Origin of the sequence: Pandoraea captiosa (genome assembly GCF_902459775.1) — a bacterium.
GTDB lineage: Bacteria > Pseudomonadota > Gammaproteobacteria > Burkholderiales > Burkholderiaceae > Pandoraea > Pandoraea captiosa.
In genome coordinates this window covers 127643-140407 of the sequence record NZ_CABPSQ010000004.1, presented here as the reverse complement: position 1 = coordinate 140407, position 12765 = coordinate 127643, and the positions used below count along the sequence as shown (strand labels likewise).

At 64.4% G+C, this 12765-nt stretch carries 9 protein-coding genes and 1 pseudogene; 2 read left to right on the top strand and 8 right to left on the bottom strand.

Going from position 1 to position 12765, the window contains the following annotated elements; genetic code table 11:
* Positions 1–12 precede the first annotated feature (12 nt).
* The 7 genes and pseudogenes from pyrG to PCA31118_RS14020 all read right to left on the bottom strand — a co-directional run bounded on the left by pyrG (position 13) and on the right by PCA31118_RS14020 (position 8828).
* On the bottom strand, positions 13–1671 hold the full coding sequence (pyrG, locus tag PCA31118_RS14045) for a CTP synthase (RefSeq protein WP_044455274.1): 1659 nt from the start codon (positions 1669–1671) through the stop codon (positions 13–15).
* Positions 1672–1836: 165 nt separating this feature from the next.
* A complete protein-coding gene (locus tag PCA31118_RS14040) occupies positions 1837–2667 on the bottom strand; it encodes an alpha/beta fold hydrolase (protein ID WP_150625806.1) in 831 nt (276 codons plus the stop codon).
* 69 nt (positions 2668–2736) lie between these two features.
* A complete protein-coding gene (locus PCA31118_RS14035; protein WP_174990470.1) occupies positions 2737–4833 on the bottom strand; it encodes a ComEC/Rec2 family competence protein in 2097 nt (698 codons plus the stop codon).
* A gap of 390 nt (positions 4834–5223) precedes the next feature.
* Positions 5224–5751, bottom strand: a pseudogene (locus tag PCA31118_RS27540) (DUF4131 domain-containing protein); the annotation flags it as partial.
* Between the two features lie 44 nt (positions 5752–5795).
* On the bottom strand, positions 5796–6662 hold the full coding sequence (locus PCA31118_RS14030; protein WP_150625804.1) for a TatD family hydrolase: 867 nt from the start codon (positions 6660–6662) through the stop codon (positions 5796–5798).
* Between the two features lie 194 nt (positions 6663–6856).
* Complete coding sequence (gene lolD / locus PCA31118_RS14025; protein ID WP_150625803.1) at positions 6857–7582, bottom strand: lipoprotein-releasing ABC transporter ATP-binding protein LolD; 726 nt, start codon at positions 7580–7582, stop codon at positions 6857–6859.
* Complete coding sequence (locus tag PCA31118_RS14020) at positions 7575–8828, bottom strand: lipoprotein-releasing ABC transporter permease subunit (RefSeq protein WP_044455269.1); 1254 nt, start codon at positions 8826–8828, stop codon at positions 7575–7577. The genes lolD and PCA31118_RS14020 overlap by 8 nt, the downstream gene beginning before the upstream one ends.
* A 183-nt stretch (positions 8829–9011) precedes the next feature.
* Between PCA31118_RS14020 and PCA31118_RS14015 the strand changes: the two genes are divergently transcribed.
* Complete coding sequence (locus tag PCA31118_RS14015; RefSeq protein ID WP_150625802.1) at positions 9012–10091, top strand: regulator; 1080 nt, start codon at positions 9012–9014, stop codon at positions 10089–10091.
* Complete coding sequence (gene recJ / locus PCA31118_RS14010) at positions 10088–11785, top strand: single-stranded-DNA-specific exonuclease RecJ (protein ID WP_150625801.1); 1698 nt, start codon at positions 10088–10090, stop codon at positions 11783–11785. The genes PCA31118_RS14015 and recJ overlap by 4 nt, the downstream gene beginning before the upstream one ends.
* A 66-nt stretch (positions 11786–11851) precedes the next feature.
* On the opposite strand, the gene PCA31118_RS14005 is transcribed toward recJ, so the two are convergent.
* Positions 11852–12748: a LysR family transcriptional regulator gene (locus tag PCA31118_RS14005; protein ID WP_150625800.1), complete on the bottom strand. Its 897-nt coding sequence runs from the start codon at positions 12746–12748 to the stop codon at positions 11852–11854.
* Positions 12749–12765: the final 17 nt, after the last annotated feature.

Sequence of the window (12765 nt, the reverse complement as noted above, 5' to 3'; positions counted from 1 at the left end):
TCGCTGCGCGTCTCAGGCGGCCTTCTTGCGCGCTTGCTGACCGGCCAGCGCAGCTTCAACGTATGCCTTGAAGAGCGGGTGACCGTCGCGCGGCGTCGAGGTGAACTCCGGGTGGAACTGGACGCCCACGAACCACGGGTGCACCTGTTGCGGCAGTTCCATCATCTCCGGCAGGTTTTCGGTCGGCGTACGCGCCGAAATCACCAGACCGGCAGCTTCGAGCTGCGGCACGTAATGGTTGTTGACCTCGTAACGGTGACGGTGACGCTCGTTGACCGTCTCACCATAGATACGCGAAGCCAGCGTGTCTGCCTTGACCGGCACGCGTTGCGAACCCAGACGCATCGTGCCGCCCAGATCCGAATCTTCGGTGCGTTGCTCGATCTTGCCGTCACGATCCTGCCACTCCGTGATGAGTGCCACGACCGGATGCGGCGTGCCCGGCTCGAATTCCGTGCTGTTGGCGTCGGCCAGATTGGCGACGTCGCGCGCAAATTCGATCACGGCCAATTGCATGCCGAGGCAGATGCCGAGGTACGGCACGCGATTTTCGCGAGCGTAGCGAATGGCTTTGATCTTGCCTTCGGTACCACGACGACCGAAGCCGCCCGGCACGAGAATCGCATCCAGATGCTTGAGGGCGTCGGTGCCGTCCTTCTCGATCTGCTCCGAATCGATGTACTCGATATTCACGCGCGTTTCCGTGTGGATCGCGGCGTGACGCAGCGCTTCGATAAGCGACTTGTACGATTCGGTGAGATCGACGTACTTGCCGACCATGCCGATCGTGACATCATGCTTCGGGTTCTCGACGGCGTGGACCAGACGCGTCCACATGGACAGGTCGGCCGGCTTGGCTTCGATCTTCAGTTCTTCGCAGATGATCCGGTCCATGCCTTGGTCGTGCAGCATTTGCGGGATCTTGTAGATCGTGTCGACGTCCCACACCGAAATCACGGCGTCTTGCGGGACATTGGCGAACAGCGAAATCTTGGCGCACTCGTCTTCCGGGATCTGTCGATCGGCGCGGCAAAGCAGCACGTTCGGCGAAATACCGATTTCGCGCAGTTTCTGCACGCTGTGCTGCGTCGGCTTGGTCTTGAGCTCGCCGGCCGTCGCGATGTACGGCACGAGCGTCAGGTGCACGAAGGCCACGCTGTTGCGGCCCAGGCGCAGATTCATCTGACGTGCGGCTTCGAGGAACGGCAGCGATTCGATGTCACCGACCGTGCCGCCGATTTCGACGATGGCGACGTCCGGATGGCCGTCCCACGTCGAACGCGCACCGCGCTCGACGAAGGCCTGAATTTCATTGGTGATGTGCGGAATGACCTGAACGGTCTTGCCGAGATATTCGCCACGGCGCTCCTTGCGGATCACCGATTCGTAGATCTGGCCCGTCGTGAAGTTGTTCGCACGACGCATCTTCGCGCTGATGAAGCGCTCGTAGTGACCCAGATCCAGGTCGGTTTCCGCACCGTCCTCGGTCACAAACACCTCGCCGTGCTGGAACGGGCTCATCGTGCCCGGGTCGACGTTGATGTAGGGATCAAGCTTGAGGAGGGTGACTTTGAGGCCACGCGATTCGAGAATCGCGGCCAGAGATGCGGCAGCAATTCCCTTACCAAGAGAGGAAACCACGCCGCCCGTGACAAAAACGAATTTGGTCATCGCAGTAATTGCTCGCGGGAAAGCCGGATTATACCCGAAAGCAGCCCTGCCCTCGACCTGCGGCGCGGCAAATTTTGGTCTTGACAGGCGCCGGGCGTGACGCCCTCATCAGGACCGACGCGCCCGGGAGCGCCTCTGGGCCGGTTCGGTCCTGCGCATCCCGATTCAGGCAGCCAGAGGACGACGGTGTTCGCCTTTGAGCTCCGCGAGCATGCTCCGGATGGCGGCGGCCGTCTCCAACGGACGCTCCATCGGGAAAAGGTGCGTGCCCGGCACGTAACGCAGATGAGTGCCGACGATTCGGCGCGTCGCGCCGATGCCCGCCTGACGCAATTCCCGCGACGCCGTGCCTGCCAGAAAGCCGACCGGGACCGGGACACCACGCATCGCGCGCACGGCCAGAGACGGCGGCAACGTCAGGTAAATGCGGTACTCGATCTCCCGAGCAAAAGCCAGACGCCGCGCATCGCCCTGCCCGGTCGGCAGCGTTCCGCAGTCGATATAGTCGCGCAGCACGTCCGGATCCCAACTGGCGAATGCCGGTTTACTCGCAAAATGCTGCCACGCGCTTTCCCAATCCGGCCACTGGTCGCGACGCCTTTTCGTCACGCCAGCAGGCGACAGGCGTTCGTAAAGCCCGGTCAGCATTCCCAGACGCAGCATCTGCGTACGCCATCCGGGTGTCACGATAGGCGAATCCACCATCACCACGCCGCGCACGCATCGCGGCGCCTTGAGTGCGGCCATCAAACTGAGAAAGCCGCCGAGCGAGTGTCCGACGAGCCAGACCGGCTCGCCGCCGTATTGACGCTCGAGCGTGTCGACCAGTTCATTTCGCAAATACCGCCAGCCAGGCGTCACGGGGTAGCGCGGATCGTGCCCGATGCGATCGATGGCGCGCACGTCGTACTCATCCGCCAGCGCGCCGAGCATCTTGCGATACACGCCAGCCGGAAAGCCGTTGCCGTGCGAAAAATGGATGATGTCTCTTGTCATGGAATTCTATGTCCTCGCGAGCATTGGCCGTACACGATCATCAGGTCGCATGACACTCGCCGGACCATTCTAGCGAACCGCTCGTCGAGTACCGGTAGAGGTTTCCGTCGAATTCGCATGCCAGTACCGCCGGTAATGCTCCCGATAGGCCTGGACTTTGATCCCGGGCGGACCGGTCGCGAACCGGAGGCCGCCATGCGTGACGCTCTGCCAGATTTGCGCGCCGCCGGCGCGATAGCGTGCCACCACCGGCGGTCTGGGATGACCGAAGCGGTTGCGATACCCCGTCTGAAACACCACGTGCGCAGGCGAAACCGCAGCAACGAACGCTGGGGTCGACGACGTTAAACTGCCGTGATGGGGCGCCAGCAGGATGTCCGCGCGCAATTTCGATCCAAATCTCGACACCATCAGACGCTCTTGCATGGCTTCGGCGTCCGCAGCCAGCAAGGCGCTATGCCGGGCGTTGGCAACATACAGTACACAACTCACGCTGTTCGGCCCCGCGCGCCCCGCCCATCCCTCACGTAATGCCGCCTTGTCGGGATGCAGGAACCGGAAAGTCACGCCGTCCCACGTCCATTGCTGACCGACTAGACATGTCCGATGGGACGTCGCTGCGCTGCGCACCGCGTGGCCTTCGGGCAGCGATGAAAATATCTGTGCGGACGGAAAGGCGCGCAAAACGCTCAAAGCGCCCCCGAAATGATCGTCATGAGCGTGACTGACGACCAGTCGATCGAGTCTCGCAGTCCCAATCGAGCGCAGGTACGGCACGATCACGCGCCGTCCGGCGTCGCTGCGTCTGCCGAAAGGTGGGCCGGTGTCGAAAAGCAAAGTGCGGCTGGCCGTTTCCACCAGTACGGCGTTGCCCTGCCCGACATCGAGCATGGTTACGCGAAACTCACCGTCAGCAGGCCGCTGCGAAGACGCAAACACCGCAGGCCCCATGAGCGCGAAACCCGCAAGACGAACGCCGCACGCAAGCAGGCGAATCCGTGCGACCCACTGCGGCAGCGGGATCAGACAGGCGACCACGCCCGCCAGCGCGGCGACTTGCGCCCACCAGGGCGAGACCGGTGCGCGCCACACCGCCCACGGCACTGCGGCGAGCGCGCCCAGCCACTCGGCGAGCCACGTAACGACCGCGTGCGCGACGAAAAGCACCCAGTGCGCCAGGCCCCTGGGCAGTAGCAGGCTCACCAGCGCCAAGGGCGTGACGATCAACGTCATGACCGGTATTGCGACCGCGTTCGCCAATGGCCCGAGGACCGGCACCGTCCCGAACCAGGCCAACGTGAGCGGCACCAGCCCGATCGTGACCGCGTACTGCGCCCGGGCGGCCTGCCCGAACCGGATGGTTATCGACGCGTACCAGGGTCGCGGCACCCCCTGGGCGCTCGACGGCCTTGCCCCTTCGACGCTCTCGAGACTCGCCGGCGGGGCGTCCTCGCACCGCACCCCGCCATCGCGTTGACCACGTTGACCGCGTTCACCACAATTACCGCGTTGACCACGTCGCTGCGCCCGCACCGGGTTCAGCGAGTCGCGGCGCTTTGTCGCCATCACCAACGCCGTTACGGCGCCGAAGGACAACCAGAGTCCCGGCGTGACGACCGTCCAGGGATCGAGCGCCACAACGATTGCCAAGGCCCACGCCAGCACATACGAAGGCGCTGCAAAACGCCCGCTCAGCAGCGCTGCGACAACGATCGCCACCATGCCAACGGCACGCCTGACGGGAACACCCCAACCGGCGACCGCACCGTAGGCGACTGCCGCCACCAGCCCCGCCACGGCCGCCGCCTTCGGTGCGGGCCACAAAAGCGGCAAGCTGACACGGCGGTAGCAAGTTCGACGCCAAAGCACGCCAACGATCGCGGCGAGCGCTCCGGCCACCAGCGACACATGCAATCCCGAGATCGCCAACAGATGACTCACCCCGGTGTCAGCAAAAACTTGCCAGTCGTCGTCCGCGATGTCGCCACGCTCGCCCAGCGCCAACGCCATCAACACACCGCCATATCGGGTCGATGGTCCGAGCGCCGCTCGGAAATCGTCTCTTAGCCGCTCACGCCACGCGTCGAATCGATACCCCGGCAACGGAGCGTCTTGCAGTCGAAACGCGACGCTCGCCTGCGTCGCGCGTCGGTCGCCGTACCCCATTCGCACATATCCCGACGCACGAACGCCTTTTACCAGCGCCGTCAACTCGGCATCTGCCCCGTGCCAGTTCGCGAGACCACGTGGAGCCTTGAGGCGAACGGGCAGTTGCCAACGCTCGCCAGCGCGCGGCAACCGCGCACCGCGCGCGTTCCGATCGATCCGCGCCTCTCCCCGATCAAAGGCGGCGCGGCCTGGCCAAACCAGCTCGATTCGCCGCGGAACGCGCACCGCACCGCACGACGACTCGGCTGCACGCTCACTGCGCGAATTTCGGGACACACCGCGAGATGAACGTGTCGACGCAGACGACACCTGAGATGCCCCGCGCGCACACGCATCCTGACCAGGGCATCCGCCGCACGAACCGTCGCCTTGTTCAAACGCACTGCCGATATATGCGCTCTCCACATCGAACGCGAATCGCAGCCCATCTCCGGTGGCGCTCGGCAACCCTGCAACGACGCCCGTCACCGTGATGTCCCGGCCCTCCAGCGCGGCTGGCAACCGATCGCTCAGCCGCACGTCCGCCCGACACGCTGCCCACGCGTAACCAGCTACGCCCGCACAGATCGCCAGCACCGCAACACCCGCAGATCGTCGCCAGCAACATCCGCGCAGCGGTGAAAATCGTTTGCGCACCGGGCCGGGCCTCCCATCCACCGTCGTCAGGCCTGCACGAGCGTTCGACGCGCGCCACTTCCCAGCCCCGTGCGCGCCCCTTGAAGCATCCCTTGATGCGCCCCTTGAATCGCCCCTTGAATCGCGCCATGAAGCGCCCCGCACAGCCACGACCGCCCCAAGCGCGAATATCAGCACCGCGACGCTTACTGTCGCGACAAACCAGCGCCCTGCCGGAAGCGTCGGCGCCTGTTGCAGCCACCAGATGCCGGCGACCCAGGCGAGCAGCACAAGTCTCATGACGTTATCGCGTCATGTGTTCGCATTCGCGCGACGCCTCGGCGTCAGCGCGACTGCCCGGAAGCGGCGTCGGAAACGTTGGAAATCAGGGAAGATTCGGCGGCAGGACCGTCACCGGGCGTCATCGCCATTGCGCCGGAAAGACGCGGCAGCACTCGCCACGCGTTGGCACACGTCGCCTGAGACAGCGCGTCGGGCGACATGCCTCGCAGTTCGGCCATGACATGCGCCATTCGAGGCAGTTCAGCCGGGCTGTTACGTTGTTTGTAGCGCCATTCCGGGGCGATATCCGGCGCATCCGTCTCCATGACGATGGACGACAGCGGCATCTCCACAGCCAGCCGGCGAATCTGCAAGGCGCGATCGAACGTCATTTGGCCGCCGAACCCGAGGCAGAATCCGCGCTCGACGAACATCTCGGCCTGTTGTCGACTGCCGTTGAACGCATGCGCAATACCACTGCGCGGCGCAAAGATGCGCAGTTGCTTGAGCAAGGCATCCTGCGAGCGCCTCACATGCAGGATGACCGGCAGGTCGAAGTCCCGCGCAATCTTCAATTGCTCGACGTAGAAAAATTGCTGGCGCACCGGGTCCAGCGTCTTCACGAAGTAGTCCAGCCCGATCTCGCCAATGCCAACGAATCTCGGGTCACTCATGGCACGCTCGACGGCAGCACGCAGCGTCGCAATGTCTTCGTCTCGCGCACGAGGTGTGTACAGCGGATGAATGCCGAGCGCATAAGCGCCGCCGGGGAATGCCCGGGCGGCTGCGCGGGCGGCATCGAACGTCGCGCATTCGACGGCAGGCACCACGAGCCCCGCGACGCCCGCGGCCACGGCGTCGGCAATGAGGGTGACACGGTCGGCGTCGAACTCGGCCGCATCGAGATGGCAATGGGTATCGATCCACATGGTCAGATGTCCTTGAACGTCAATTCTACGGGTCGATGACAAGGCTCGCACATTGTGCTTTTCGTCACTATCGGACAACACCGCGTTCGGTCTAGGACGTTGCCGAAAAATGCCCGTTTCGCAGGACCAAAAAAAGACGCCGGGGAATCCCGGCGTCTCGTCTTCGGCAGATCGTGAGGCACCGCGCACGGCGCTCAGGCAAGTTCCAGCACGCCCTCTCGCAACCGCAGCGCGCGATCGCAGCGACGCGCCAGATCGATATCGTGTGTCACGATCACGAAGCTCGTCTTGAGCGTTTCGGACAATTCCAGCATGAGCTCGAACACGGTCTCGGCGGTGTGCCCATCGAGGTTGCCGGTCGGCTCGTCCGCCAGCACGCATGCCGGCTGCGTCACCAGCGCCCGCGCCATCGCCACACGCTGACGCTCGCCGCCAGACAGTTCCGAGGGGCGGTGCTTGACTCGCGAGCCCAGCCCCACGCGCTCAAGCATCACTTGCGCGGCGGCGCGCGCCTGCTCGGTCGGCAGACGGCGAATGCGTAGCGGCATCGCCACATTGTCAAGCGCCGAGAATTCGGCAAGCAAATGGTGGAACTGGTAGACGAAACCGAGCGAATGATTGCGCTGCGCCGTCTTGTCGCGCTCGCGCAGTGACGAAAATGGCTTGCCCAGCAACGACACCTCGCCGCGCGACGGATCGTCCAGCCCGCCCAGCACGTGCAGGAGCGTGCTCTTCCCAGAGCCGGACGCTCCGACGATCGCCACCTTCTCGCCCGGCGCGACATCGAGACTCGCGCCGTTGAGCACCGTCACGTTCAGCTGACCTTGTCGGAACGTCTTGTGCAAGTCACGTGCGCGAAGCACCGGACCGTCGTATGCCAGATTCGCCACCGGGGCCATCGATTGATTCGCGTTACTCATAGCGCAGGGCCTCCGCCGGTTTGACGCGCGAGGCACGCCAGCTCGGATAGATCGTCGCCAGCGCCGAGAGGATGAAGGAAATCACCCCGATGCGGATCACGTCCGACGATTGCAGATCCGAGGGCAGTTCGGAAATGAAATAAATGTCCTGTGGCAGGAAGTGAATGCCGAGCAGGCGCTCGATGAACGGCACGATCGTACCGATGTTCACGGAAATGAGACAGCCGAGCCCAACGCCGAGCAACGCGCCGGCGAACCCGATCGTCACCCCCTGTACGATGAAGATCTTCATGATCGAGCCGGGCTGCGCACCGAGGGTACGCAAAATCGCGATGTCCGCATATTTGTCGGTCACCGTCATCACCAGCGACGACACCAGGTTGAATGCCGCAACGGCGATGATGAGCGTCAGGATGATGAACATCATGCGCTTCTCGGTCTGCACGGCAACGAACCAGTTCTTGTTCTGCTGCGTCCAGTCACGCACCCACATGTTGCCGGACAGCGTCTTGGCCAGTTCGCGCGCCACGAGCGGCGCCTGCTCCATGTCCTGAATTTTCAGGCGGACTCCTGTCGGGCCGTCCAGTCGGAACAGTGTTTGCGCGTCCTGCAGATCGATCAGCGCGAGCGAGCTGTCGTACTCGTAATGCCCGGCCGTGAAGATCGCGACCACCGTGAACTGCTTCACTCGCGGCAGCACCCCTGCTGGCGTGATCGTGCCTTGCGGCGCCACCAAAGTGATCTTGTCACCGATGCGCACACCCAGCGCGCGCGCCAGCTCACGCCCGAGCACGATGCCGAAGCTGCCGGGTGTCAGGTTAGAGAGCGTGCCGTCGGTGATCTGTTTGCCGAGATCGGAGACCTTGGCCTCCTCGCTCGGCACGATCCCGCGCAACACCACGCCGCGCACGTTGTCATCTCGTGTGAGCATGGCCTGCTCGCCCACGTAGGGCGCCGCAGCGATGACGTTCTTGTTTTGCAGCGCCTCGGCGGCCGTGCGCTGCCAGTCGGGCAGGTTGCCGTCCACCGCAAAGACCTCGATGTGCGCCAGCACGGAAAGCATGCGGTCCCGAACTTCCTTCTGAAAGCCGTTCATCACCGAGAGCACCACAATGAGCGCTGCCACGCCCAGCGCAATGCCGGCCATGGAAATGAAGGAAATGAAGGAGATGAAACCGTTGCCGGATGATCGCTTGCCGGTGCGCGTATAGCGCCAGCCGATCTGCCATTCGTATGGGAATTTCAAACGGATTCCTGATTCTTGATAAGGATCGATCGGAACGCACCGACGCCGGTCTTCACCGGCGCTGGCCGACTGCCCGAGCCCCGCACCCCGGCCCCTGCCCGGTGTGCCGGACGGCACGTTCCGTACCTGACGTCAGGGTCACCCAACTGCCAGCGCGAAGTTTGCCATACAATTCGCCTCGACATGGATACACCTGCCCTGCACTTTCTCTTGCCGTTCGCGCTCCCCGCGTCGGCACATTTGCCCGCTCTGCTGGCCGAGTTGGAGTTGCCTGCGCTTGAAAAGTTGCTCGCGCGCGGCGTCCAGTCGGCGCAGGACGTGCCCGAAGACCCGTTCGTGCCCACGCTGCCGCACGAGCGCTGGCTTGCCGACGCTTTCGGCCTGCCCGGCGGTCCGGCACGCGCACCGCTCGCGCCCTTCATGCTGCTCGAAGACAGCGGGACGCTCGACACCCGGTTCTGGTATTGCGCGCAGCCCGCGCATATCCACATTGCTACCGACCATCTGGTGCTGACGGACCCCGCCGAACTGGCGCTGAGCACGGAAGAATCGGCGGCTCTTTTCGCGACCGCTCATGCGCTGTTCGCCGAGGAAGGCGCCGACCTGATCGCGCCGCGTGCCGACCGGTGGTACCTGAGCGCACCGGCGCTGGGCGACCTCCTTACCGCCTCCCCGGGACGCGCAGCAGGCCGCAATGTCGACATCTGGTTGCCCCAGGGCAAGGCGGAACTGACCTGGCGCAAGTGGCAGAACGAAGTGCAGATGGCGTGGTACGACCACCCGGCCAATCAGGCGCGCGAAGCGCGCGGTCTGCCGCCCGTGAATGCCATCTGGCTGTACGGCGGCGGGCAGCGCATTGCCGCCCCGCGAATGAACCGTCCGTGCGTGAGCGTGCTGGCCGACGCCCCCGCGACCCGCGGGCTCGCGAATCACATGCAGATCGCGCTCCACCCGACGTCTGCCGGCATCGAAGCCGCCGATGGCCGCACGATGGTGCAAATCGACACCCTTACGCCGCATTTCCTGATGGAAGACTGGGCGCGCTGGCGCGATGCCCTCGTCGAGATCGATCGCACATGGCTCGCGCCTGCGCTCGAACGTGTGACGAAGGGGCAGGCCCGGGAAGTCGCGCTGACCCTGTGCGGCGACAGCCACAGTGTCACGATCCGCTCACGCAGCGGCGATCTGCGCAAATTCTGGCGCCGCCAAGCGCTGCCGGCCCGAGTAGCGGCACTGGCCCGCGTCGGCGAGGAAGCGGCATGACCGAGATCGTCACCCGTCATGTCGACGACGCGACGGCCGAAGCCCTGTCTCGCGACGGCGTCCATCCGGTGCTCGCACGCCTGTTCGCGTCGCGCGGCGTCGCACAGAGCGCGGAAACCGAGACGGCGCTTGCCCGCCTGATTCCGCCCACGCAACTGAAGGGGGCGCAAGACGCTGCCGTCTTTCTTGCGGACGCCATCGCCGCCGGCAAACGCATGCTCGTCGTCGCCGACTATGACTGCGATGGCGCGACGGCGTGCGCGGTGGCCGTACGTGGCCTGCGCATGTTCGGCGCCAACGTCGAGTATCTGGTGCCGAACCGTTTCGAATATGGCTACGGCCTTACGCCGGAGATCGTCGCACTGGCGGCCAGAGGCAAGCAAGGACCGCCGGATGTCCTGATCACCGTTGACAACGGCATCGCCAGTCTCGACGGCGTTGCCGCAGCACAAATGCTCGGCATCGAAGTGGTCGTGACCGACCACCACTTGCCGGGCGCCGAATTGCCCGAGGCGCGCTGCATCGTCAATCCGAATCAGCCGGGCTGCGAGTTTCCCAGCAAGCATCTGGCCGGTGTCGGCGTGATGTTCTACGTGCTGCTGGCGCTGCGCGCCGAATTGCGGGCACGCGGCGCGTTTGACGCCAGCGAACAACCCCGTCTCGACACGCTGCTCGATCTGGTGGCCCTGGGAACGGTGGCGGACGTCGTCAAGCTCGACGCCAACAACCGCATCCTGGTCGCTCAGGGCCTTTCCCGCATGCGCGCCGGGCGTATGCACCCCGGGATCAATGCCCTCTTCCGTGCGGCCGCCCGCAATGCGCGGCAGGCGGGCAGTTTCGATCTTGGCTTCGGCCTGGGTCCGCGCCTGAATGCTGCGGGACGCCTCGCCGACATGTCGCTCGGCATCGAATGTCTGCTCACCGACGACGACGCCCGGGCCTGGACGCTCGCGCAGGAACTCGACGCGATGAACCGCGAGCGCCGCGAAATCGAAGCCGGTATGCAACAGGAAGCGCTGGCGGATCTGGCACGATTCGATCCCCGTGCCGCAACCACACTGTGTGCGTTTAACGAGACGTGGCACCAGGGGGTGATCGGCATTGTGGCTGCACGCCTGAAAGAGAAGTTCTACCGGCCAACGATCGTGTTTGCGCCGGGCGACGACGGGCAAATCAAAGGCTCCGGACGTTCGATCCCCGGATTCCATCTACGCGATGCGCTCGACCTCGTGACCAAGCGCGAACCCGGTCTGATCGGCAAGTTCGGCGGTCATGCCATGGCCGCCGGCCTGACGATCGCCGCCGATGCGTTACCGCGCTTTCAGGCCGCCTTCGAAGCCGTCGGCCAGGAATGGCTCGACGAGAAGGCCCTCTCGCGCGTGATCGAGACCGATGGCGATATCGGCGACGATTGCTTCGTCCCTCCCTTTGTGGCCATGCTCGACGCTCAGGTCTGGGGCCAGGGGTTCCCCCCGCCGGTATTTTCGGGAGAGTTCGACGTGCTCTCGCAAGCCATCCTCAAGGACAAGCATCTGAAGCTGCAACTGGGGCGCGGACGTATGCGCTTTAACGCCATCTGGTTCAATCACGCCGATACGTTGCCCAGCCGTGCGCGCTTTGCGTATCGACTGGCTGCGGACACCTTTAACGGCGTATCCCGCGTGCAAATGATCGTGGAGCACGCGCAAGGCTGATCGCACGCTGCGGTGGATGCTGGTTAGCCACGAGCGGTACCCCCGCGTGGTGTGATAAACCGAAACCTACGCAGGCTGCGCCTCGGCGACGTACTCCCGCATCACGCGCAGAAAGGCTTCGCGCGCGGGATGTACGTCAACGCCCCGGTGACGCACGAAGAAGTTGGGGACGGCGGCCAGATCCTCCATCGCATGACCGACGATGTTCGCTTCCTGCCGATAACGCTGGTAGATGCCACGCGGCACCAGGGAATAGCCCACGCCTGCGCCGACGCACGCGACGATGGTCGCGTAACTTCCATAGCTCAGAATGCGCCCCGGCGTCACCGCGTTTGCGGCGAGCCATTGCTCCATCGTGCCGCGATACGGACAGCCCTGCGGCCACATGAGCAGCGTGGCGCCGGACAGATCGGCGGCCTCTTGTACACGCCCTGCACGCGCGGGCGCCACGAGTACGATGGGCTCGCGGTAGATCTCGTCGGCCACCACCGACATTTGCGCCTGCGCTTCCAGACAGGCAGTACCGGCAATGAGCGCCGCGTCCACGCGACCGTGCTGAATCTCATCGAGCAGATTCAGCGAGGTGTCCGTGACCAAATTCAGACGCACTTTCGGATATGCCGCGTGAAATCGGGCCAACACGGCGGGCAGACGCGAGGTTGCCGATGACTCGATGGCGCCCAGTGAAAAATCACCTGACGGCTCGCTTGCCGGATTGAGCGCGGCGCTCGCCTCGCGCGAGAGCGCGAGAATCCGGTCCGCGTAGCCGAGCAACGTTCGTCCGCTCGGCGTGAGTTGCAGTCGACGTCCCTGTCGATGAAAGAGCTTGACGCCCACCGCATGTTCGAGCGCCCGAATGCGCGCGGTCACATTCGACTGCACGCAATGCAATGCCTCGGCGGCGCCCAGCACACTGCCCTCGTCGACGATGGCCTTGAACGTCTGAAGTTGCAGAAAATCCATGAAAGGCTCCGTTGCGG

Excerpts from the sequence above, each read along its gene's own strand:
- pyrG (WP_044455274.1), bottom strand. The coding sequence starts at position 1,671 with ATGACCAAATTCGTTTTTGTCACGGGCGGCGTGGTTTCCTCTCTTGGT.
- PCA31118_RS14040 (WP_150625806.1), bottom strand. The coding sequence starts at position 2,667 with ATGACAAGAGACATCATCCATTTTTCGCACGGCAACGGCTTTCCGGCT.
- PCA31118_RS14035 (WP_174990470.1), bottom strand. The coding sequence starts at position 4,833 with ATGGGGTACGGCGACCGACGCGCGACGCAGGCGAGCGTCGCGTTTCGA.
- PCA31118_RS14030 (WP_150625804.1), bottom strand. The coding sequence starts at position 6,662 with ATGTGGATCGATACCCATTGCCATCTCGATGCGGCCGAGTTCGACGCC.
- lolD (WP_150625803.1), bottom strand. The coding sequence starts at position 7,582 with ATGAGTAACGCGAATCAATCGATGGCCCCGGTGGCGAATCTGGCATAC.
- PCA31118_RS14015 (WP_150625802.1), top strand. The coding sequence starts at position 9,012 with ATGGATACACCTGCCCTGCACTTTCTCTTGCCGTTCGCGCTCCCCGCG.
- recJ (WP_150625801.1), top strand. The coding sequence starts at position 10,088 with ATGACCGAGATCGTCACCCGTCATGTCGACGACGCGACGGCCGAAGCC.
- PCA31118_RS14005 (WP_150625800.1), bottom strand. The coding sequence starts at position 12,748 with ATGGATTTTCTGCAACTTCAGACGTTCAAGGCCATCGTCGACGAGGGC.